Origin of the sequence: Roseovarius faecimaris, assembly GCF_009762325.1 — a bacterium.
In the GTDB taxonomy this organism is placed as follows: Bacteria; Pseudomonadota; Alphaproteobacteria; order Rhodobacterales; family Rhodobacteraceae; genus Roseovarius; species Roseovarius faecimaris.
In genome coordinates this window covers 1,847,031-1,868,840 of sequence record NZ_CP034348.1, presented here as the reverse complement: position 1 = coordinate 1,868,840, position 21,810 = coordinate 1,847,031, and the positions used below count along the sequence as shown (strand labels likewise).

The 21,810-nt window shown below is 61.9% G+C and carries 24 protein-coding genes and 1 tRNA gene; 10 read left to right on the top strand and 15 right to left on the bottom strand.

Translation table 11 applies throughout. The features are described from left to right. Window positions 1–8 precede the first annotated feature (8 nt). Window positions 9–809 carry an SDR family NAD(P)-dependent oxidoreductase gene (locus EI983_RS09640; RefSeq protein WP_157707172.1) on the top strand — a complete coding sequence of 267 codons (801 nt, stop codon included), beginning with the start codon at window positions 9–11 and terminating at the stop codon, window positions 807–809. Between the two features lie 13 nt (window positions 810–822). Beyond that, window positions 823–1,713, top strand: a complete 891-nt coding sequence (gene hemF / locus EI983_RS09635; protein ID WP_157707170.1) for an oxygen-dependent coproporphyrinogen oxidase — start codon at window positions 823–825, stop codon at window positions 1,711–1,713. Window positions 1,714–1,777: 64 nt separating this feature from the next. Here hemF and EI983_RS09630 read toward each other — a convergent pair whose 3' ends face one another. The 7 genes from EI983_RS09630 to purB all read right to left on the bottom strand — a co-directional run bounded on the left by EI983_RS09630 (window position 1,778) and on the right by purB (window position 6,847). Then, window positions 1,778–2,707, bottom strand: a complete 930-nt coding sequence (locus EI983_RS09630; protein ID WP_157707168.1) for a lysophospholipid acyltransferase family protein — start codon at window positions 2,705–2,707, stop codon at window positions 1,778–1,780. Window positions 2,708–2,746: 39 nt separating this feature from the next. Next, window positions 2,747–3,394, bottom strand: a complete 648-nt coding sequence (gene nthA / locus EI983_RS09625) for a nitrile hydratase subunit alpha (protein ID WP_157707166.1) — start codon at window positions 3,392–3,394, stop codon at window positions 2,747–2,749. A gap of 3 nt (window positions 3,395–3,397) precedes the next feature. Beyond that, window positions 3,398–3,661, bottom strand: a complete 264-nt coding sequence (locus tag EI983_RS19495) for an SH3-like domain-containing protein (protein WP_343038638.1) — start codon at window positions 3,659–3,661, stop codon at window positions 3,398–3,400. Next, the gene (locus EI983_RS19490) at window positions 3,654–3,959 is read right to left on the bottom strand and encodes an SH3-like domain-containing protein (protein ID WP_157709046.1); all 306 of its coding nucleotides are present in this window, start codon (window positions 3,957–3,959) and stop codon (window positions 3,654–3,656) included. Before EI983_RS19490 ends, EI983_RS19495 begins: the two co-directional genes overlap by 8 nt. A 74-nt stretch (window positions 3,960–4,033) precedes the next feature. After that, a complete protein-coding gene (locus tag EI983_RS09610) occupies window positions 4,034–5,110 on the bottom strand; it encodes a flagellar motor switch protein FliG (protein WP_157707162.1) in 1,077 nt (358 codons plus the stop codon). Between the two features lie 120 nt (window positions 5,111–5,230). Then, window positions 5,231–5,395, bottom strand: coding sequence for a hypothetical protein (locus EI983_RS09605; protein WP_157707160.1), 165 nt, complete (start codon window positions 5,393–5,395; stop codon window positions 5,231–5,233). 144 nt (window positions 5,396–5,539) lie between these two features. Further along, window positions 5,540–6,847, bottom strand: coding sequence for an adenylosuccinate lyase (gene purB, locus EI983_RS09600; protein WP_157707158.1), 1,308 nt, complete (start codon window positions 6,845–6,847; stop codon window positions 5,540–5,542). Window positions 6,848–6,917: 70 nt separating this feature from the next. On the opposite strand from purB, the gene EI983_RS09595 reads away from it, so the two are divergent. Next, on the top strand, window positions 6,918–7,343 hold the full coding sequence (locus EI983_RS09595) for a DUF6314 family protein (RefSeq protein ID WP_246162369.1): 426 nt from the start codon (window positions 6,918–6,920) through the stop codon (window positions 7,341–7,343). A 30-nt stretch (window positions 7,344–7,373) separates the two neighbouring features. On the opposite strand, the gene EI983_RS09590 is transcribed toward EI983_RS09595, so the two are convergent. The 4 genes from EI983_RS09590 to EI983_RS09575 all read right to left on the bottom strand — a co-directional run bounded on the left by EI983_RS09590 (window position 7,374) and on the right by EI983_RS09575 (window position 10,745). Continuing rightward, window positions 7,374–7,805 (bottom strand): glyoxalase superfamily protein, encoded by a 432-nt coding sequence (locus EI983_RS09590; RefSeq protein ID WP_157707155.1) that lies wholly within the window; start codon window positions 7,803–7,805, stop codon window positions 7,374–7,376. A gap of 185 nt (window positions 7,806–7,990) precedes the next feature. Next, on the bottom strand, window positions 7,991–8,794 hold the full coding sequence (locus EI983_RS09585) for a lytic murein transglycosylase (RefSeq protein ID WP_198389407.1): 804 nt from the start codon (window positions 8,792–8,794) through the stop codon (window positions 7,991–7,993). Window positions 8,795–8,972: 178 nt separating this feature from the next. Beyond that, on the bottom strand, window positions 8,973–10,379 hold the full coding sequence (gene glnA, locus EI983_RS09580) for a type I glutamate--ammonia ligase (RefSeq protein ID WP_157707153.1): 1,407 nt from the start codon (window positions 10,377–10,379) through the stop codon (window positions 8,973–8,975). A gap of 27 nt (window positions 10,380–10,406) precedes the next feature. Continuing rightward, the gene (locus EI983_RS09575; protein ID WP_157707151.1) at window positions 10,407–10,745 is read right to left on the bottom strand and encodes a P-II family nitrogen regulator; all 339 of its coding nucleotides are present in this window, start codon (window positions 10,743–10,745) and stop codon (window positions 10,407–10,409) included. A gap of 173 nt (window positions 10,746–10,918) precedes the next feature. Here EI983_RS09575 and EI983_RS09570 point away from each other — a divergent pair, with 173 nt between their 5' ends. Beyond that, window positions 10,919–12,457, top strand: coding sequence for an NAD(P)H-hydrate dehydratase (locus EI983_RS09570; protein WP_157707149.1), 1,539 nt, complete (start codon window positions 10,919–10,921; stop codon window positions 12,455–12,457). Here the strand turns inward: EI983_RS09570 and EI983_RS09565 are convergent. Continuing rightward, entirely contained in the window at window positions 12,454–12,960 is a 507-nt protein-coding gene (locus EI983_RS09565) for a Hint domain-containing protein (protein ID WP_157707147.1), read from the bottom strand. The genes EI983_RS09570 and EI983_RS09565 overlap by 4 nt on opposite strands. Window positions 12,961–13,110: 150 nt before the next feature. On the opposite strand from EI983_RS09565, the gene EI983_RS09560 reads away from it, so the two are divergent. Beyond that, window positions 13,111–13,195 (top strand) — tRNA-Leu (locus EI983_RS09560). Window positions 13,196–13,259: 64 nt separating this feature from the next. Here the strand turns inward: EI983_RS09560 and EI983_RS09555 are convergent. From EI983_RS09555 to EI983_RS09545, 3 genes are all read right to left on the bottom strand, one after another. Next, a complete protein-coding gene (locus tag EI983_RS09555; protein WP_157707145.1) occupies window positions 13,260–13,961 on the bottom strand; it encodes a response regulator in 702 nt (233 codons plus the stop codon). A gap of 136 nt (window positions 13,962–14,097) precedes the next feature. Beyond that, entirely contained in the window at window positions 14,098–14,559 is a 462-nt protein-coding gene (locus tag EI983_RS09550; protein WP_157707144.1) for a response regulator, read from the bottom strand. A gap of 23 nt (window positions 14,560–14,582) precedes the next feature. Then, a complete protein-coding gene (locus tag EI983_RS09545) occupies window positions 14,583–16,532 on the bottom strand; it encodes a sensor histidine kinase (protein WP_157707142.1) in 1,950 nt (649 codons plus the stop codon). Between the two features lie 119 nt (window positions 16,533–16,651). Between EI983_RS09545 and EI983_RS09540 the strand changes: the two genes are divergently transcribed. From EI983_RS09540 to EI983_RS09520, 5 genes are all read left to right on the top strand, one after another. Continuing rightward, complete coding sequence (locus tag EI983_RS09540) at window positions 16,652–18,127, top strand: extracellular solute-binding protein (protein ID WP_246162368.1); 1,476 nt, start codon at window positions 16,652–16,654, stop codon at window positions 18,125–18,127. Window positions 18,128–18,167: 40 nt separating this feature from the next. Continuing rightward, window positions 18,168–18,884 (top strand): sensor histidine kinase, encoded by a 717-nt coding sequence (locus EI983_RS09535; protein WP_157707140.1) that lies wholly within the window; start codon window positions 18,168–18,170, stop codon window positions 18,882–18,884. Window positions 18,885–19,020: 136 nt separating this feature from the next. Then, window positions 19,021–19,662 carry a response regulator gene (locus EI983_RS09530; protein ID WP_157707138.1) on the top strand — a complete coding sequence of 214 codons (642 nt, stop codon included), beginning with the start codon at window positions 19,021–19,023 and terminating at the stop codon, window positions 19,660–19,662. Window positions 19,663–19,728: 66 nt separating this feature from the next. Further along, window positions 19,729–20,967: an acyl-CoA dehydrogenase family protein gene (locus EI983_RS09525; RefSeq protein ID WP_157707136.1), complete on the top strand. Its 1,239-nt coding sequence runs from the start codon at window positions 19,729–19,731 to the stop codon at window positions 20,965–20,967. 146 nt (window positions 20,968–21,113) lie between these two features. After that, window positions 21,114–21,743, top strand: a complete 630-nt coding sequence (locus tag EI983_RS09520; protein ID WP_157707133.1) for an ATP-dependent Clp protease proteolytic subunit — start codon at window positions 21,114–21,116, stop codon at window positions 21,741–21,743. The last annotated feature ends 67 nt before the right edge of the window (window positions 21,744–21,810 follow it).

Sequence of the window (21,810 nt, the reverse complement as noted above, 5' to 3'; positions counted from 1 at the left end):
ACGCAACCATGTCCAAATCCATCTCGGGAAAGACCGCGATTGTCACCGGCGGGGCCAATGGGATTGGTCTTGCGATCGGGCGGCATTTTGCGGATCAGGGCGCCAATGTGATGTTCGCCGATATGGACGAGGAACAGCTGCTCAATCAGCTGGGAGAGCCGGGTGAGGGCGATGCGATCCGCTATTTCGCGGGCGATCTGCGCGAGAAGCTGACGCTGGCCAACCTTCTTTCGGCCACGATAGATGCGTTCGATCAGGTGGATATCCTGGTGAATGCGTCACGGCAGGTGATGCCGTCGGACCCGCTGAACCCGGATGATGACGCGGTGACGGAGCTTCTGAACCAGAACCTGATGCCCGCGCTGAGGCTGAGCCAGCTTGTGGCCAAGCGGATGATCAAACAGGCCGAGGACCGCGAGGAAGGCATGGCGGGGGCGATTGTGAACCTGTCGTCGATCTCGGCGCGGCTGACGCATCCGGATCTGCTGGCCTATTCGGTGGCCTCGGCAGCCCTTGACCAGATGACGCGCTCTCTGGCGGTGGCGCTGGCGCCGGAGCGCATCCGGGTGAATGCCGTGGCTTTCGGGTCGGTGATGTCGGCCTCGCTCAAGGCGGAGCTGAAAGGGCACCGGGAGCATCGCCATGAGATCGAGGCGCATACCCCGCTGGGGCGCATCGCCTCGCCTGCCGAGCTTGCCGATGCGGTGCAGTTTCTGGCCAGCGATGCGAGCGCCTTCATGACCGGTCAGATCATGACGATTGACGGCGGGCGCTCGCTGCTTGATCCCGTGACCGTTCCCTTGCACTGAGAAAGGCAGCTTGATGAGCGATGATTTCAAAGATGAAAAGCGCCGCGCGGCGGCGTGGTTCCGGCAGTTGCGCGATGAGATTGTGGCGGCTTTCGAGGGGCTTGAGGACAGTCATGACAGCGGTCCGATGAGCGACGCGGCACCGGGCCGGTTCGACGTGCGCGAGACGCGCCGGGCCAGTGAGGATGGCTCGGATGCGGGTGGCGGTCTGATGAGCGTGATGCGCGGGGGGCGGGTCTTTGAAAAGGTCGGCGTGAACGTCTCGGAGGTCTATGGCGAGTTGGGGGAGGCCGCGCAGAAGGCGATGGCGGCGCGCGGCGTGCCTGGGATGGAGAGCGACCCGCGGTTCTGGGCGTCGGGCATCAGCCTGGTGGCGCATATGCAAAACCCGCATTGCCCCGCGGTGCATATGAACACGCGGATGTTCTGGACGCCGGGCGCATGGTGGTTTGGCGGCGGGTCCGACCTGAACCCGTGCATCGAATATGACGAGGACACGGCGCATTTTCATGGCCAGCAAAAGGCGCATCTCGATCCGCATGGGGAGGATCAGTATCCGCGCCTGAAAGACTGGGCGGACGAGTATTTCTATATCCCGCACCGGCACCGGGCGCGGGGGGTCGGCGGTATATTCATGGATGACCAGAATTCCGGCGATTGGGAGGCGGATTTTGCCCTGACGCAGGATATCGGGCGCGCCTTTCTGCCGGCGTTCGTGCCTCTGGTGGAAAAGCGACGGGTGCAGGACTGGTCGGAGGCGGACAAGGAAACGCAGCTTGTCCATCGCGGGCTTTATGCGGAATACAACCTTGTCTACGACCGGGGCACCAAGTTTGGCCTGGCCACCGGGCATGACGCGGATGCGGTGCTGATGAGCCTGCCACCCCTGGCGAAATGGGTCTGAGCGGGGACAGAAACTGATACAGTTTCTGGGGCATTTTCTGACACAGAAAATGCGGTCGCCGGGATCAGCGGTTCTGCATCTTTGCCAGGGCCTCGGCGCGTTTGTCATGCAGGGGGCCGGAGCCGTCTTTCCAGCGGCGGTGAATCCAGAACCACTGATCCATATGCGCGCGCACCTGGGCCTCGAGACGGTCGTTGAATTCCTGCGTCATGGTGACGGCATCTGACGGTGCGATCTCGTCTTCGACCACAACATGAAAGCTGCGCCCGTCGGGATTGCGGATGCCCCAGACCGGGATCAGGGGGGCGTCGTATTTCAGCGCCATTTCCGCCGTGGCAAGCGAGGTGAGTGCGGGCTGGCCGAAAAAGGTGAGCGGCACGCCGTCATGGGCATTGAGATCGTTGAGCACGGCGACGACCCCGCCGGACCGCAGGTGCCGGACCATCTGGGTCATGCCCTTGCGGCCCTGCTCAAAGAGCGGCTCGGAGACCGAGCGCATGGCCGCCATGTAATGCCGGTTGAAGGGGCGGTTTTTCATCGGGCGATAGAAGCCGCCCATGTGAAAGCCCTGTTCGATCATCGCCACCCGCGCGGCGTTGAAATTGCCGAAATGCCCGGTGACGAAGACCACGGGCCGTCCCGCCTCGCGTGCGGCGCGCAGCGTCGGCAGGCCGGGGCCGGAGACGGGCAGGTGCCGCGCGGCCTCACGAAACTCGGGGCTGTACATTTCCATCATGTTGCGCCCGGCATTATCGGGCACGGCGCGCATGAGGCGGCGCCGTTCGGGCGCGGGCAGGTCGGGGCAGGCATGGGCGAGGTTGTCGCGCACGCGGCGGCGGTATCCGGCCAGTGGGGCCAGGACATGCGCGGTGAGCCAGCCCGCGACGGGGATGCGCCAGCGATAGGGCAGCGTCCTGGCAAGCGCGATGGGGGCATAGAGCACCATGCCCACAAAGCGCTCGGTCAGCGGGATATGATCCGAGGTGTCGCTCATCAACGCTGCCTTAGCCTGCGCGGCGGCGCATCACAAGCGTCAGGGTGAGAGCGGCAGGCCGGTGCCGATCATGCTGTCGCGGGTGACGAGGCGGGCCAGTTCGGCCTCGCTCATCCCGTCGGTACCGGGGGGGCGCGCGGGCAGGACGATATAGCGCATGTCGGCCGTGCTGTCATGCACGCGGACGGTGGTGTCCTCGGGCAGGTCCACGCCAAATTCGCGCAGGACCGCGCGCGGTTCGGACACGGCGCGTGAACGATAGGCGCGGGTCTTGTACCAATCGGGCGGCATGCCCAGCAGGTTGCGCGGATAGCACGAGCAGAGCGTGCAGACGATCATGTTATGGGTGTCGGCGGTGTTTTCCACCGCGATCAGGTTGAGCGGGCCGATGTCGAAGCCCATCTCACGGCTCGCGGCGGAGGCGTCGTTCAGAAGCGCTGCCTTGAAGTCCGGATCGACCCAGGCGCGGGCCACAACGGCGGCGCCATTGGCGGGAGAGCGCGCATCCATCGCGTCGATCTGTGCCGCGACCTCGGCGGCGGTCAGGTGGCCCTTTTCGATCATCAGCTCGCGCACGGCAATTTCCATGCACTGCCAGTAGCTGAGCGGTTCGTCATTGTCCTGCCGGTAGGGGTGGCCGGAGGGGCTGAGGTGATCGTGGTCGTGATCGTGGTGGTCGTGGGGCATCGTTCAGACCTCTTCCAGCCAGTGGCCGTAAATCTCGGCGTCGATGGTGTCATCCGGGTTTTCGGCGCGATTGCCCCAGATTTCGGACATGGTGAATCGCACCCGGTAGAGCGGCTTTTTCTCGGCCGGGACGCCATAGGCGAGTTGTTCGGGATTGCCGAACTCGCCCAATGCGCGTTCGATCACGCCGGTCTTGCCGCGCAGATACCACGGCGCGCGCACATGGCCCGGCGGGCAGAGCGCCTTGACGCGCACGCGGCTACCCATTGTTGGCCTCGCCATAGGTGGCCCCGCGGGCCTCGACCTCGGCCATGCGGGTGGCAAGCTCTTCGAGCGAGTAGAGCCCGGCCTCGACAAGGTTCTGATTGACCGAGGCGATCCAGCGTTCGTAATAGCTGTATGTCTCGAACGCCTCTTCGCCCATGTCTTCTAGCACGCGGCGCAGCCCGTCAACGGTCAGATATCCTTTGGCGCCGCATAGCACCATGAGGGCATCCACCCGCTTTTCCCAGAGCGAAAAGTCATGGCCTTCCATCGGGATGTCCCCGGCGGGCCGGCCGCCCATATCATGCCATCGGCGTGCGTCTGTCTGATCCATGGGGACAGGGTAGGGCGGGCGCGTGCGGCTGTCCAGTGGCGCTAGCCCTCATCCTCGGGCGTGAGCAGCGTGATCTCTCCGGAGGCTTCGAGCGTGCGGATGGCATTGATCACTTCGGTCATCGCATCCTCGCCATCCTTGGTCTTGATCTTGCCAAGCTCGCTCATTTCCTCGCGGATCGCTTCGGCCATGCGTTTGGAAATGCCATCGAGGATGAAGTCGGCAACATGGGCAAGGGGGCCGTCGCTTGCCGCTTTCAGGGCGATGGTCATCACGTCCTGCGGGACCTCGCGGGTGATCTTGGGCAGGTCCATTGGCGAGAGGCGATCGGGGATGTTTTCAAAGGTAAAGATCGCCTTGCGGACCAGATCGGCGAACTGGCGGTCGGCCTCGTCTAGCCCGGTGAGCACGTCATCGCGGGTGGTGGCGGGCGAGTAGTTGAGGATGGCGCCGACGCGTTGCACGGGGCCGTCGTCAAAGGCATGTTCGGGCAGTTCGTGGAGTTGGGCGGCAAGGCTGAGCCCGATCCGGTCCACGGCGTCGGGCGTGACCGAGCCGGTGCGCGACATCTCAAAGGCAATGGCGCGGGCGGCGGGGCCGGGCAGGCGGCCCAGCAGTTCGGCCGCGCGGGCGACATCGAGCTTGGACAGCATGACGGCGGCCACTTCGGGGCTTTCCGAGCTCAGGATATCGAGCTGTTCATCCGGGTCGGCGGCGCAGACCTGCTCCCACGGCTCACCAAACTGGCGCACGCCGGCCTCTTTCTTCAGGCGGGCGGCGGTTTGCGGGCTGATCCGGCCATCGAGCGCGGAGAGCGCGCCGGAGACGCCACGGGGAAAGGTGAGGCCCATCGCCTCAAGCTCCCTCGCGAATTCGGCCACCACATCGGCGAGCGTGCCGCGGTCCACATAGCGCATGTTGCCCATCTGGGTGGTGAGCGCGGCCTGCAACGGCTCGGGCAGGTCGGTGAGCGGCACGTCGGCCCCTTCATTGAGCAGGAAGCGGACGATGATCGCCGCCTTTTGCTTGCGCGTCAGTTGTGCCGCGCGGTCATCGCCGGACACCGGGGCCGCGATTTGCAGGGGTTCGATCTGTGCGAAGGGTAAAGCGTCTGTCATCCCGGGGCCCGATTGCTGCTTGCCGCAGACTAGAGCGGAGGGATGAAGAAAGGTCTAAGACTGGCCGCGAAATTTCAGGCACCGCGCGGGGCGATGCCTGAACTCAGCCGGGTAAAAAGCTCAGCTTGAGATTTGCGGCACGCAGGTCTGGGTGGCGCTGTCCCAAACCGCGCCTTCGGCGCAGGACATGGCTTGCTGGCTGTGGGATTTGCCGTTGCAGGTCGCCTGCGCCGACAGCGTCGTGCTGAGCGTCAGGACGGTGGCAATCAGAAGGGTGCGGGTCATCACATGGCTCCGTTGAAATGGCTCCGGTAAAACAGCGTGAGGCACGATACCACAGAAGCCAGGTTCGGCAGAGCGTTTTTTCAATCACCAGTTTGTGAGATGAGGAGTGGCGTGTAACGCATTGAAAACGCGCCACTCAAAGGGTTAATCTTCGCCGAACACCCGCTTGAAGATCGTGTCCACATGTTTGGTGTGGTAGCCCATGTCGAACTTCTCTTCGATCTGCTCCACGCCCAGGGCGGCCACCACATCGGCATCGGCCAGAAGCTCTTCGCGGAAATCGGTGCGGTGTTCCCAGACCTTGAGCGCGTTGCGCTGGACCATTGTATAGGCGTCCTCGCGGCTGACCCCGGCCTGGGTCAGGGCCAGCAGCACCCGCTGAGACATGACGAGCCCGGGAAACTTGTTCATGTTGTCGAGCATGTTTTCGGGGAAGATCAACATCTTGTCGATCACACCTGTCAGCCGCGCGAGCGCGAAATCAAGCGTTACGGTGGCATCCGGCCCGATCATCCGCTCAACCGAGCTGTGCGAGATGTCGCGCTCGTGCCAGAGGGCCACGTTTTCCATCGCCGGGATCACCGCCATGCGCACAAGGCGCGCAAGACCGGTGAGGTTTTCGGTCAGCACGGGGTTTTTCTTGTGCGGCATCGCGGAGGAGCCTTTTTGCCCCATCGAGAAGAATTCCGCCCCTTCCAGCACCTCGGTGCGCTGCATGTGGCGGATCTCGATCGCGACGTTTTCGATCGACGAGGCGATGACGCCCAGCGTGGCAAAGAACATCGCGTGCCGGTCGCGGGGGATCACTTGCGTGCTGATCGGCTCGGGGCGCAGGCCCAGCTTTTCGCAGACATGCTCTTCGACGGCCGGGTCGATATTGGCAAAGGTGCCGACAGCGCCGGAAATTGCGCCGGTGGCGATTTCCCAGCGGGCCTTTTCCAGGCGGTTTTTGTTGCGGTCCATCTCGGCGTAGAAGCGGGCGAAAGTCAGGCCCATCGTGGTGGGTTCGGCATGGATGCCGTGGCTGCGGCCCACGCGCAGGGTCATCTTGTGCTCAAACGCGCGGCGTTTGAGGGCGGCGAGCAGGTCGTCCATATCCTTCAGCAGAATGTCGGCGGCGCGCACGAGCTGCACGTTGAGGCAGGTGTCGAGCACGTCTGAGGAGGTCATGCCCTGATGCACGAAACGCGCCTCCTCACTGCCCACATGCTCGGCCAGATGGGTCAGAAAGGCGATGACGTCGTGTTTGGTGACCGCCTCGATCTCGTCAATCCGGGCCACGTCAAACTCCACATCCTTGGCTTTCCACACCGCGTCGGCATTCTCGCGCGGGATCACGCCCAGGTCGGCCATGGCATCACAGGCATGGGCCTCGATCTCGTACCAGATGCGGAATTTGGTGGCGGGCTCCCAAAGGGCGACCATTTCGGGGCGGGAATATCGGGGAATCATGTGACGGGCCTTTGATTTAACGCTAAGTCTTGGCGCGGGTTATACCGAACGGGCAGGTGGCGACAAGCTGATGACGATAACATTGGAAGATTTCGAGGGCGCCTGGGTGGTCGAGCGCCGGATCGTGCATGAGGATCAGCCCGATGCGCAGTTTCGCGGCTCGGCCCGGTTCCTGCCGGATGGCGATGGGCTGCTTTACGAGGAAAAAGGCCTGATGAAGATCGAAGGGCTGCGCCCGGTCAGCGCGCAGCGGTCCTATCTGTGGCGCGAGGGCGAGGATGGGGTGATCGAGGTTCTGTTCGAGGATGGCCGCGCCTTTCACCGGATTGACCCGGAGAACCCCGAAGACACCCATTGGTGCGATCCGGACACATATGAGGTGCGGTATCGCTTTGGCCAGTGGCCCGACTGGATTGCCACCTGGACGGTGAGCGGGCCGCGCAAGGCCTACAAGATGGTCAGCACCTACCGGCGGCCCGTTCCGGGGATCGACTGACCCCGCGCCAAGGTGGCGCGGGGCCGTTTGTCAGGCGCTGTGCAGCACCAGATGCGGTTGCCCGTCCGATGTTTTCTCGACCGTGCGGCCATCAGAATTGACCGTTGCGGTCACCTGACGGCGCAGCGAGCTGAATTTGTCGGACGTCACAACATCGACCGGCTGATCGAAGACCAGTGTCAGCCTGGCATGGCTGTCGCCGGTTTGCGCCACCGATTTGATGCGCCCCTTGAAGGGCTGCCCCAGGTAGCGCCCGGTCACGCGCTGGCCGATCTGCCAGGGCGGGGCCGTGTCGGGCGCGAGGGCAGACAGGGTGTTCCAGTCGCGCAGACCCCATTGATGCGCCACCGTTTCCAGGGCGGTGGCATGGGTCATGGGGCGGCCCTGATCGGCCATGGCGGCGCGCAGGCGGCGCGCCTGTGCCTTGAGCTCCGCGCGCGGCGGAAGAGTTTGATGGGTCATGGTTTCTTTCCCGATGAGCCAGATGTCCGAATGCGGGTGTTCGCCTTGCCGCCCGGTCTTGGCCCGAGGGTCAGAAACGGGAAAGCGTCAGATGTCAGGGCTTCACCATATGCGAACGGCGGGGGCCTGACGCCCCTTGGAGCCTTGCAGATAGGTGGTCGTTATGGGGTCGTCAAGAGTGGTGCTTAGCCGTCAATGCGTGCGCCCATGATGGCGATGGCTTTCTGATACACGCCTGCCGCGTTCCATTCCTGAATGACGCGGAAATTGGGCTGGCCTTCCTGATAGCCCTGGCCGGGTTTCCAACCCTTCTGGCGCAGGAAATTGGCGGTGGAGGTGAGCGCGTCGGTCAGGTTGTAGAAATCCACGCGCCCGTCGCCATTCCCGTCCACCCCGTATTTCAGCGCATTGCCCGGCAGGAACTGCGTATGACCCAGTTCGCCATGTTTGGCGCCCTTGGTGGCGCCGGTGATGGAGCCCTGATCCACGAGCTTGAGCGCGCCGATGGCGTGCGGCTTGAAGAAATCAGAGCGGCGGCAGTCATAGGTGAGCGTGACGATGGCCGAGACGACCGAGCTGTCGCCCATGAACCCGCCAAAGCCTGTTTCCATCCCGTGAATGGCGATGATCACGCCGGCGGGCACGCCATACTGACGTTCCAACGCGTCGTAAAAGCCGGGCGACTTGGCCTTGCGCTTGCGTCCCTGGGCGACAATCGTGTTGGCGCCCCGCACCTGCATGAATTTTTCCAGGCTGTATTTAAAGCTTTTCTGATTGCGGTCGGCGGCGATGGTCTTGGAGGCATAGCGCGCCTCGGCCAGGGCCTGAAGGCCGCGCTGACCAACCCCGGCGCGCTGTGCCTCCTGGGCAAAGCTTGATTTCCAGTTTTCAAATCCGCTGGAGGTGTTTCCGCAGGTCGCGGCAAGGGCAGGGGCCGCGCACAGCAAGGTCGCGGCGGTGATCGCGGTGGCGATGGTTCTGAAAGACATGATGGCACTACTCCCTACCCAGGCATATCCAAAAGGATAGCCGAGCCCATGACGTCGTGGAAGGGGGAAAAGCACGGCCGCGCGCTCCGTCGCGATGCTGTGGTTCTGCCGTTCAGGGGAAGCGAAAAAGGCGCCCCGAAAGAGCGCCTTTTCCAATATTGGTATTTCCTACAGCGTGTTAGCAGCTGTAGTACATGCCGAACTCAACCGGGTGCGGCGTGTGCTCGTAGCGCTCCAGCTCTTCCATTTTCAGCTCGATATAGCCGTCGATCTGATCTTTGGTGAACACGTCGCCTGCAAGCAGGAAGTCGTGATCGGCGGCCAGCGCCTCCAGGGCCTCGCGCAAGCTGCCGCAGACGGTCGGGATACCTTCGAGCTCTTCCGCGGGCAGATCGTAGAGGTTCTTGTCCATCGCCTCGCCCGGATCGATCTTGTTCTTGATCCCGTCCAGACCGGCCATCAGCAGGGCGGCAAAGCACAGGTAGGGGTTGGCGGACGGGTCGGGGAAACGGGCCTCGACGCGCTTGGCTTTGGGGCTTTCGGTCCACGGGATCCGCACACAACCCGAGCGGTTACGGGCCGAATAGGCGCGCAGCACGGGGGCCTCGAAGCCGGGGATCAGCCGCTTGTAGCTGTTGGTCGAGGGGTTGGTGAAGGCATTGAGCGTCTTGGCATGTTTCAGCACGCCGCCGATGTAATACAGCGCTTCCTGGCTGAGATCGGCGTATTTGTCACCTGCGAACAGGGGCTTGCCGTCTTTCCAGATCGACATGTTCACGTGCATGCCGGTGCCGTTGTCGCCATAGATCGGCTTGGGCATGAAGGTGGCCGACTTGCCATAGGCCTGCGCCACGTTGTGAATGACGTATTTGTATTTCTGCAGCTCATCGGCCTGCTTGGTCAGCGTGTCGAAGATCAGGCCCAGCTCGTGCTGGCAGGACGCCACTTCGTGGTGGTGCTTGTCGACCTTCATACCGAGACGCTTCATCGTGCTCAGCATTTCCGAGCGGATGTCCTGGGCGTCGTCGATCGGGTTGACCGGGAAATAGCCGCCCTTGATGCCGGGGCGATGGCCGGTATTGCCCATCTCGTATTCGGTGTCGGTGTTCCAGGATGCGTCCATCGCATCAACTTCATACGATACCTTGTTGATCGTATTGGAAAAACGCACATCGTCGAACAGGAAGAATTCGGCTTCGGGGCCCATATAGGCCACATCGCCGATGCCGGAGGCTTTCAGATAGGCTTCGGCCTTCTCAGCGGTGCCGCGCGGGTCGCGGTTATAGGGTTCGCCGGTGTCGGGTTCGACCACGGAGCAATGCACGCAGATGGTTTTCTCGGCATAGAACGGGTCAAGATAGGCGCTGTTGGTGTCGGGCATCAGCTTCATGTCGGAGGCTTCGATCGACTTCCAGCCGGCGATCGACGAGCCGTCGAACATGAAGCCCTCTTCGAGGAAATCCTCGTCGACCTGATCGGCCATGACGGTCACATGTTGCAGTTTGCCACGCGGATCGGTGAAGCGGATGTCGACATACTCGACGTCCTCGTCCTTGATGGTCTTGAGCAGATCTTTGGTGCTCATATCAATTTCCTCTTTCCTTGGGGTGTTTTACAGCGCGTCCGAACCGGTTTCGCCGGTGCGGATGCGAATGGCTTGGTCAACAGGGCTGACAAAGATTTTGCCGTCGCCGATCTTGTCGGTTTTGGCGGCGTCGGTGATGGCCTGGATTGCGGCGTCGACCTGATCGTCGTCGAGCACCACATCGATCTTCACCTTGGGCAGAAAGTCGACGACATATTCCGCGCCACGGTACAGCTCGGTATGGCCTTTCTGACGGCCAAAGCCCTTCACCTCGATCACAGAGAGACCCTGCACGCCGACATCCTGCAGCGCTTCTTTCACTTCATCCAGCTTGAACGGCTTGATGATCGCTTCGATCTTTTTCATGTCAGGCCTCCTTGTCCCTTCGTCTTCGGGCGTGTCAGATCACTTCTCAATGGTGGGCTCAATCGGATAGTCTGGACCGGGTGGGTCTGCTGTGGTGACGACTATGGTGATGCCTAAAAAATAGGCACAGTGCCCACTAAATGTGCTGATATGAATCGCAGAAGGGAAATTTCATGACCGAATTGCTGACCGCTGCCCAAATGCGCGCCATTGAACAGGCCGCTATCGAGTCGGGCGAGGTCACCGGGCTGGAACTGATGGAGCGCGCCGGGCGCGGTGTGGTCGAGGCGGTTTTCGAGGAATGGCCGGAGTTGGCCGAGACGTCCCATCGGGCGGTGGTGCTGTGCGGGCCGGGCAATAATGGCGGCGACGGGTTTGTCGTTGCGCGTCTGCTGAAGGAATGGGGCTGGGACGTGGAGGTGTTTCTCTATGGCGATCCAGCGAGACTACCATCCGATGCGCGGGTGAATTATGAGCGATGGGCAGCGTTGGGGGAGGTACTGCCTCTCTCCGCCGCTCCGTCTGCGATGACTGAAACAGATTTGCTTGTTGATGCATTGTTTGGAACCGGCTTGGGGCGCGGTTTGTCCGATGAGTTTCAGGATGTTTGGGATAGTCATCTTGACTGCATCGCGGATGGCGTTGCGATTGTGGCAGTCGATATCGCTTCAGGTGTCTGCGCCGATAGTGGCAAAGAAATCGGGATTTACGCGTTCGTTGCCGAGCTCGAGGTGAGTTTTCATCGGCTGAAGCAGGGGCATGTTCTCGGCGACAGGATGGGCCGGGCTATCGTGAAGGATATTGGGATCAACACATGGCAACACCACGGATCCCAAACATGCGAGCCGGTCACTCTTGTCTGCATCGAAGAAAGTAGTCTCTTCAAGACGCCGTTTGATCACAAGTATGATCACGGCCATGCCCTGATCCTCTCCGGCGGCGCGGGCAAGACCGGCGCGGCGCGGTTGGCGGCACGGGCAAGCTTGCGGATCGGGGCAGGGCTGGTGACGCTGGGGGTGCCGGGAGCGGCGCAGATGGAGGTGGCGGGCCAGATCACCGCGCTGATGCTGCGACGGGTGGAGGATGGTGACGGGTTGGCCTCGGTGCTGGAGGACGAGCGGCTCAATGCGGTCTGTCTTGGGCCGGGGCTGGGTGCGGAGCGGGCGCGGGAGCTGGTGCCGATGGCGGTGCGTGCAGAGCACACACCCTACATCGTTCTGGATGCGGATGCGCTGACGGCCTTTGCGGAAGAGCCCGAAGCACTGTTCGGGATGCTGCATGAGGGCTGTGTGTTGACGCCGCATGGTGGAGAGTTCGCGCGGCTCTTTCCGGATATTGCGGAGAAGCTGAAAGCTGTGCCCACCAAGGGCCCGGCCTATTCCAAGGTAGACGCCACGCGCGAGGCGGCGGCGCGGGCCGGGTGTGTGGTGCTGTTCAAGGGGCCCGATACGGTGATTGCGGACCCGGATGGGCGGTGCATTATCAACTCGGCGCAGTATGAGCGGGCGGCGCCCTGGCTGGCCACAGCCGGGTCGGGAGATGTGCTGGCAGGGTTTATCACCGGGCTTCTGGCGCGAGGGGTTGCCCCGATGCAGGCCGCGGAGACCGCCGCGTGGTTGCATGTGGAATGCGCCCGCAGTTTCGGGCCTGGGCTGATTGCGGAGGATTTGCCGGAGGAGCTGCCGAAGGTGTTTCGCGACCTGGGGCTCTAGGCGGCCCGATCGGCCTGGGCGGCGCGCACGGCGGCGGCGTCACTGGCCAGTTCCAGACCATCCACATAGAGGATGTGCGGGCGGTCGAACGAAAGCTCGTAAAGCGTCATGTCTTGCATGCCTTCATCGGTGATGAATTCGCCATCGATGAGGCGGCTTGCTTCGATCATTGCGGCGCCGACCGAACTGAAGACCGCTGTCGCGCGCCAGTCACGGATCAGAACGGGCTGGCCCGCAGGCAGAAGCACATCGCGTTCCGGCCGGGTATGTCCAAGAGAGCCTGCGAGAATGCGAATGGCGCGGGCCGCGATCTTGCGGCTGCGCACGGAGGTGACGCGCGCCACACCGCTGTCGCGGGTGATAACACGGTCACCGACACCGATCTCTGAAACCTGACGTTCGCCGTCGAGTGTGAGAATATAGCTGTCGGACGGAAGTCCTGCGGTATGATAAGGTGTATCCGTGGCTATCCCACTGACACGCCCGACCGTTTTCGGTTTCATGGCGTTTCTCGCTCTAACACTGCCTCTTTTATGTGCGGCAGATTATGGCAAGAATCGGTTAATGTCGCGCCTTTTTTCGGCCAAAGACCGAGAATTGGCGATAAATTCTCTCGCATCCGGCAATCGGCTTTGCTAGAGAACGCGCGGATTGCGGGTGTGGCGAAATTGGTAGACGCACCAGATTTAGGTTCTGGCGCCGCAAGGCGTGGGGGTTCAAGTCCCTCCACCCGCACCAACTTTCCAGATCGGAGGGGACATGTCGGGCACGGTTTGGGCTTTGCGATCTGCCTGCTGAGCGGTCACTGAATGGTTTTGATCGGGATCGGCTGAATGCCCAGTTCCTGCCGGTTGGTCAGGATGGACCACAGGCGGATGCAGCGTTTTTCGATTTGTTCCAGATCGTGCGGCAGGTTGCTGCTGGGATCGCCGAGCGTGGCCTTCAACGCGCGCATTTCGCGAACGATCTTGGCCAGTTCGGGCTGAAGCACCGACGAGTATTCGGACATGATCCGTTCGGCGAGGCATTCGGAAAACTGCTCATGCGCGCGGGTGCTGGCGTGCAGATGCGCGGCCTCGTCAATGGCGGCAAGTACGGATGTGCGCAGCCGGGCCGCGGACAGTTCCCCCTTGGAGATGTAGTCGGTACAGCCCAATTTGAGCGCCTGCACGGCGATGTCGGATTGGTCGAAGCCGGTGACCATGATCGTGGCGGCGCTGTGGTTGCGCGGGTGGCTGCGCACCAGTTTGACGGCGTCCATGCCGCTGTTCCGCGGCAGATCGTAGTCCAGAAGGATCACGTCGAATTCCTGTGCGTCCAGCATATCGTGAAGTGTTTGAAGGGAGTCGGCTTCGTCGAGATAGACAGTCATTCCGGTGGACTGGAAGAGCCGACGGATCTTGAGCCGGTCGAACTGATTGTCATCGAGGATAAGAGCGGCGATCCCGGTTTGTGAGATCGGGGCCTGGTCGCCAGTGGTGTGGGTCGGCATGGGGGTGATCATCACGAACCTCGTTTGTGCTTATGAAAAGAAGCGAGAATGTCCCGCCTGACCAGCGGTAGCGTGTCAATGATTAACCAGCCGTTAAGGGACCGGGCGGAAAACGTCTCGGATTCTAGTTAAATCCGGCATCGGCGCCTCAGCGAGGCAGTTCAACGACCTTGGAAAAGCTGTCGATCATGTCGAGCGCGCGAAGGAAACTGTCTCCGAGATCGTCCTTCACGATGTAGCCTGCGACATTGCTGTCATAGGCATGGGCGATATCGGTCGGGGCGTCGGAGGTGGACAGCACGAAAACGACCGCGCGGTTCAGGGATTTGTCCTGGCGCAGTTCTTCGAGGAACTCGAATCCGTTCATGCGCGGCATGTTGAGATCGAGCGTGACGAGAAAGGGCGGTGGCAGCCCGTCCTCACCACTGGCACCCCGCAGGATGTCCAGCGCTTCGCGGCCGTCGCGGGCCACCAGGATCGGGTTGAGGATACGTAGTTTTTTCAAGGCCCGCTTGATTGCCATGACGCTGACCTGATCATCATCGACAATCAGGAACTTGACCGGATCTGTCTCGACGTCGAACAGGGTGCTGCTGGGGGAAGTGGTCATCAGAAAGCTCCGTTTCTTTTGTCTCAGGCCGCGATATTGAGCGTTGTTTCGGCCTGGTTTTGGCCGGGGATGGTGAAGACGAATTCCGACCCGCGCCCCAAGGCAGGATCCGAGAGCACACGGATGCTGCCGCCATGCTGCTCCAGAAGTTTGCGGATGATAGCGAGGCCCAGGCCGCTGCCCTCGACCTCGTCACGGGGGCGCAGGGTCTGGAACAGGTTGAAGATACGGTCGTGATATTGCGGCTCGATCCCCGGGCCGTCATCGCAAACGCGGCAGGTCAGGCGCCCCGCATGGACATCAGCGCGAATGGTGATGCGTCCTTCGGCCTTGTCGTGGTGCTTGATCGCGTTGCTGACCAGGTTGAGCAGGATATGCCTGAGCGGAATGACATAGGTACACACCGGGGTCATCACGCCCTTGTAGCGAATTTTGAAGTGATCCTCCGGATCGAGAAGCCCGGCGGTGTCCTTGACGACCGAAGAGAGCGATACGGGGGTGATATCGCTCGCCTCCTTGCCGACGCGGGAATATTCCAGCAAATCCGATAGAAGCTGGTTCAGACGTATGGTGCGCTGTTGCAGCATGCGCATGTTTTGCTGGCTGTCCTCCGACAGGATCGTATCGGGGTCTTCCAGGGTCCAGTCGGTCAGGTCCTGGATGGCGCGCAGTGGAGAGCGCAGGTCATGGGCCGCGACATAGGCGAATTTCTCAAGCTCGGTATTGGACCTTTGAAGCTCGTGGGCGTTGAGCTTGAAGACCTCCAGCGCGCGGGCGATCTTGCCCAGTTCATCCGGGCCTCTGACATCGACATCGGTGTCATTCTGCCCTTCGGCGATGGCGAGGACGGAGCGGGTCAGCTTGGCCATGCGGCGGTTGATCTGATGCTCTACGATGAAGATCAGTGCCCCGAGAATGACCAGCAAGGCCACGGCGCCGGAGAAGACCACGACAATCACCAGGTTGTCGAGAGCATGGGTAAGTTCCTGGCCGGCTTTGCTGACCTGCGCGCGGGCGGACAGGGTCAGCCGGTTCGAGCCGGTGGAGATCGCCTGAATCGGCGCGATCTGCTTGAGTTTTTCCTGCTCCAGAACCTCCAGTTCCCGGTGCAGTGCCTGGGTCGCGCTGAAAAGGCCGGGCGTTTCAAAAATCAGGCTGCGGGTCTGGATCACCGTGCGGGCCAGCGCAGCGCGTTCCGGGCTGTCGTGCAGACGGCCCAGCAGCACCGTCACCCCCCGCAGCTTGAACGACAGGACGGAGCGCGCCTGATCCAGCCCTTCATGGGAGACTTCTTTGCGCAGCCCCGCGGCCACGTCCAGGACCGCCTCCAGCTCCAGGGTCAGTTCGGTAAGGATGGCAACCATGCTGAGCTCAGTGCGCTCAGAGCGTTCCGGTTGCGCGGCCGGGTCTTGAAAGGGGCCGCCGACCGGGGGATCGGAGCCAGGATCCTGCCGGGGGTTGATGAAAGACAACCGCTCAAGCTCGTGGCGCGCGTTGATGCGTAACCCTGCGAGCTGCTCTTCAAGCCGATCGATTGTGGCGGTGTGATTCAGCGCGGCCTCCTTGGCGGTAAGGATGGTCTTGGCGCTTCGTTCGATCTCTTCCAGGGCGGTCAGCATGTCGCGGGTGTCATGCCGACCGGGATCCGAGGCGGTGTAGCTCTGCATTTCACGGCGCAAAAGGGCAAGCTGCGTTTCGAAGGCGTCATGCACCTTTTTGAAACTGCGCAGCTCCGACATCGAATCGACCTGTTGCAGCAGCAATAGCAGGTTCTTCAGGCTCCGCTCCAGTTCTGCGGCGCGCTCGAATACAGGGACGGAGGACTGGGTGAGCTGCCGCGTAGAGCGCTCCAGCAGCAGGAGTTGCTGCACGCCGATCGCGATGGCCGCGATCAGGACCAGCGAGATGGACAGGAATACAACGCGCAAGCGCCGCACAATTCCCGAGGCGAGCGGATTTTTGGACCGGGTCAAGCGATGTTCCTTTCGCAGTCTGCGCTGCCAGGTTGGTGATACGCATGAGCCATTAACGTTGAGTTAAGACTGTTTGCCCAAACTGGATGGACGGCATCGGGCCGGTGGGAAACTCTCTGATGATGAAGCTGTCTGTCATGCCCCGTGCGTTGACGCGCCGGGAAGCTGTGTTCGGCCTGACTGCTTCGGCTGTGACCGGGTTGACCGCGACTCCCGGGATGGCGGCGAATGCCGACCTGCACGAGCAGGTGGGGGCCAGGGTACGCACCCTCGTGAACGGGCGGCAGATCACGCTTCGGCTGTTGGTGCCCGAAGGGTCCGGCGGGAATGTCGCGCCGGTGATCGCGGCTTTTGAGGCGCTGAGCGACGTCAAGATCGTCGTCTCGGAGGTTCCGGTTGACGAGTTGAACACCGTCTTCTCGCTCGACGCGCTCAGCCATTCGCGCAGTTATGATCTGGCGGTTTCGGCCACGTTCGGGCTGCCGAACCTCGTGGCGACGGGGGCGATCATGCCGCTTGATCAGTACGCGGAACGCCACGAACCCGCAGGCTATCGTGACACCATACTATACCGCACCGGAGACAGCTTCGACGGCCGAGTTTACGGGTTTCAGACCGACGGGGATGCCTATTTGATGTTCTATCACAAGGACATGCTGGAGGATGAGGCACTTCGCGGGGCCTATGAAGATCTCTATCAGACCCCATTGCAACCGCCGCTGACCTGGGAGGAACTTGACCGCCAGATGGCGTTTTTCCATGATCCGCAGGCTGGCCGCTGCGGGGGCGCGCTGTTTCGCAACCCCGGCTATCTCGGCTGGGAGTGGTGGATCCGCTTTCATGCCAAGGGGATCTGGCCCTTTGCCGATGACATGACCCCCCAGATCCAGTCGGAAGCCGGTGTGCTTGCGCTTGAAGAGATGATCCGGGCGACGGACAGCCTGTGCCCCAAGGCCGGGCAAATGGGATTGTTCGAAAACTGGGAGCGTTACGCGCGCGGTGATGTCTACTGCAATATCGGCTGGGGCGGGACGCAGAAATATCTCAATCGTCCGGGCTCGCCAATGCGGGGCCGGATGGTGCATGGGCCGACCCCGGGCGGGATGGTGGATGGCGCGCTTCTGATCACGCCCTATTTCAACTGGGGATGGGATTATGTCGTCTCGAGCGACTGCGTGTTCGCCGAGATCGCCTATCTCTTTGCGCTTTTCGCCTCCACGCCCGAGATCTCGACGCTGGCCGTGCGTCAGAAAGACGGCTTTTTTGACCCGTTCCGGCCGGAACATTACGAGGACAGCCAGATCCGGGAGGTCTACACCAAGGCGTTTCTGGATGTGCACCGGGCCAGTCTGGAGCAGGCGATTCCCGATCTCTACCTCAAGGATCAAAGTGCGTATTTCAACGTACTGGACACCTGGCTGACCCGCGCGCTTGCCGGGGATGTGCGCCCGGAGGAGGCGCTGGAACGCGTGGCGCATCGCTGGCAGATGATCACCCTGGACGCCGGACTTGAGGACCAGACGCGGCGCTGGCGTGACCTGAAGGCAAAATATCCCGCGGCTATTCGCCGTGTCTTAAGAGATCATACGGCATAGTGCCTGTGCAACAGCATGTCCGTGTTCAGGAGGACGCCAAATGATACCGCAACCCAGCCCAACCGCGACGGAGCCGGTGACCTCCGCATCGGATTTTGATGATTTCATCTATGTGCTCAGCCACGACATACGCAGTTGTGTGCGGGCCTCGCTGGAACTGCCGCAATGGATCGAGGAAGATCTGGAAGAGGCCGGGGTGCGCATCGATCAGCCGCTGGCCGAAAAATTCGGGCTGATGCACACCCATATGCGCAGGCTGGATCGCATGCTGGGGGATCTGCTGGAATATTCGCGGGTCGGGCGGATGCAGACGCCGCGACCTGTCGATCTGAACGCGGTGCTGGAAGAGGTGCTGCATCGGCGCCCCTTGCCGCAGGGGTTTACCCTGCACCGCCGGATCGAGGGGCGCGGCCCGCATATGGGCCCCATCGATGCCGAACGGTTGCTGGCGGCGTTGCTGTCCAATGCGGCAAAGCATCATGATCGCCCATGCGGGCATGTCAGTATTGAGACGCAGGAGGCATCGGGGCTGTGTATCCTGACGGTCAGCGACGATGGGCCCGGGATCGCAGAGGCACACCGCAATTCGGTGTTCGATCCGATGACCCTGCTGAAGTCGCGGGACGAACTGGAAGGCAGTGGCATGGGGCTGACCATCGTGCGCAAGATCGTGCATCATTACGGGGGGGAACTGCGCTGGTGCATGCCGGCTGACGCGCGCGGCGCGGTGCTCGAAATTCGTCTGCCGACGGGGTGACTGGCGCAAGTCGTTTCAAAATTTGATAAATCACAACGCAGTATCCCGGGGGATTGTGGCCCCTCGTTAAGCCTTTGTCAGCCGCTTCCGCTCATCCTGTGCGACGGGTGAAGAGATGAGAGAGGGGGAGCGAACAATGTCTGCCTTGCCAAAATGGACTCCGGGCGAACATGTCCCGGCTGACCGGCCGATCCGGGCGCTGTTGCTTGACGATTCGTCGTTCGACCGGCGCCGCATCCGGCGCTACTCGGAGAAATCGCGCCTGGATGTGGAGTTCACCGAAGCGCCGGACCTGAAATCCATGGAACGCGCGTTGGAGCAAGGGGTGTTTGACCTTTTTCTCCTGGATTACCAATTGCCGGAAGGCAACGGGCTTCGGGCGGTAGAGATGATCCGCCGAACCGCGGTGCAAAGTGACGCCGCGGTGATCATGATTACCGGGCAACAGCACCGGGAGGTGGCGGTCGAGGCCATGCGCGAGGGGTGCCATGACCTGATTCCCAAGGACGAGATGTCGCCCGCCATGCTGCGCGAGCGAATGAGTGCTGCCCTTGCACGGGTGCGCGGAACGTCTGTGGACCAGGCGCAGGTGCAGGAGCCGTTACAGCGGGCGCTGCGCAAGGCCATGCAGAGTGAGGCGATGCAGCGGTTGCTCGAGGATGGTCTGCGCCGGGCGATACGGCAGGAATACCTGCCGACAGGGCTGAGCGAGGCCGGGCGGATCGACGCGCTTCTGGGCAGTTATCTTGAGGTCGATGACTTTCATTTCAGAACCTGAGCGCAGGGCTTTGACATTCCGGGGCGAATTTCGTGAACTCCGCGCAAAGAACGGAGGGCATGCACAATGGATTTGGGGCTGAAACCGGAAAGTGGCGCGCTGCTTGCGCGGGTGGAGCGAATGATCCGCGAAGAGATCATGCCGATGGAAGAGGCGTTTCACGCCGAGATCCCGAAGGGAGACCGCTGGACCTATACCGAGCGGCAGGCGGAGATCCTCGAAGGGTTGAAGGCCCGGGCCAAGGAGGAGGGGCTTTGGAACCTGTGGCTGACCGAGGGCGAAGGCTCGCCCGGGTTGAGCACGGTCGAATATGCGTATTTCGCCGAGGCCATGGGGCGCACCCATCTGGCGCCCGAAGTGTTCAACTGTAACGCGCCGGACACGGGCAACATGGAAGTTTTCCACCGCTATGGCAGCGCAGAGATGAAGGCGCGCTGGCTTGCCCCGCTGATGGAGGGGACCATCCGCAGCGCTTATCTGATGACCGAGCCGGATGTGGCAAGCTCCGATCCCACCCAGCTGTCGATGTCGTGTATGCGCGATGGGGATGCCTATGTACTCAATGGCGAGAAATGGTGGGCGACGGGTGCCGGGGACCCGAGATGCGCGGTCTATATCGTGATGGTGCGCACGGGTGGCGACGACGCCCCCAAGCACAAACGGCATTCGATGATCGTGGTGGATGCGGCAAGCGCGGGGATCGAGGTCCTGCGCCCGATGAAGGTCTATGGACAGGATGACGCGCCGCATGGGCATATGCATATCCGGTTTACAAATGTGCGTGTTCCGACCGAGAACCTGCTGCTGGGCGAGGGACGTGGTTTCGAGATTGCGCAGGGTCGGCTTGGACCGGGGCGTATTCATCATTGCATGCGCGCCATCGGTCAGGCGGAGGCGGCGCTGGAACTGATGTGCCGCCGCGGGCTGGAACGACAGGCGTTCGGCAAGCCGCTGGCGCAGCTTGGGGCCAATTTCGATATCATCGCCGAATGCCGCATGGAGATCGAGCAGGCACGGTTATTGTGCCTGAAGGCCGCCTGGATGATGGATCAGGGCGATGCGCGTGCGGCGGCGCCGTGGATTCATCAGATCAAGGTCGTCGCGCCGCGCATGGCGCTCAAGGTCGTGGATGAGGCGGTGCAGATGTTCGGCGCGCAAGGCATCAGCCAAGATGCGCCGCTGGCGGCGATGTGGACCCACCTGCGAACATTGCGGCTGGCTGACGGTCCCGATGCAGTGCATCGCCGCCAGGTGGCGCGCGCCGAATTGAAGCCGTATCAGCAGGCGCAGGATAAGTCAGCGTGAGCGTGGTTAACCACTCGTTGACAGGCGCTGTGCTATTAGCGTTTCGAAAATGAGTGCCAGCCCTTGCGGCCCCCAAGGCGCAACACTAAGACTCGTTTAGGAACTTTCCGTTACGCAACGGATCTACATGGTGAGGCAGGCAAGACATGAACGACCCGATTGACACATATATGAACACGCTGGTGCCGATGGTGGTGGAGCAGACGAGCCGCGGCGAGCGGGCCTATGACATTTTCTCAAGGCTGCTGAAGGAGCGGATCGTCTTTCTCAACGGCCCCGTGCATGACGGTATGTCGAGCCTGATCGTGGCGCAGCTTTTGCACCTGGAGGCGGAGAATCCGTCAAAGGAAATCAGCATGTATATCAACAGCCCGGGCGGTGTGGTGACGTCGGGGCTCTCGATTTATGACACGATGCAGTATATCCGACCGAAGGTGAGTACGCTGGTGATCGGGCAGGCGGCCTCGATGGGGAGCCTGCTTCTGACTGCGGGTGAGAAGGGAATGCGCTATTCGCTGCCCAACAGCCGGGTGATGGTGCACCAGCCGTCTGGTGGCTATCAGGGCCAGGCGACCGATATCATGATCCATGCCGAAGAGACGATGAAGCTGAAAAAGCGGCTTAACGAAATCTATGTCAAACATACCGGCCAGACGCTGAAAAAGGTCGAGGACGCCCTGGAACGCGACAATTTCATGAGCCCGGAAGAGGCCAAAAGCTGGGGTTTGATCGACGAGATCGTCGAGAACCGCGACAAGGCCGATGAGGATAAGTAACACTCTTTGCCGCTCGTTCCGGGGGCGGCAAATTTGAGATTGTGATGCTACGGCACGTGCCGTAAGC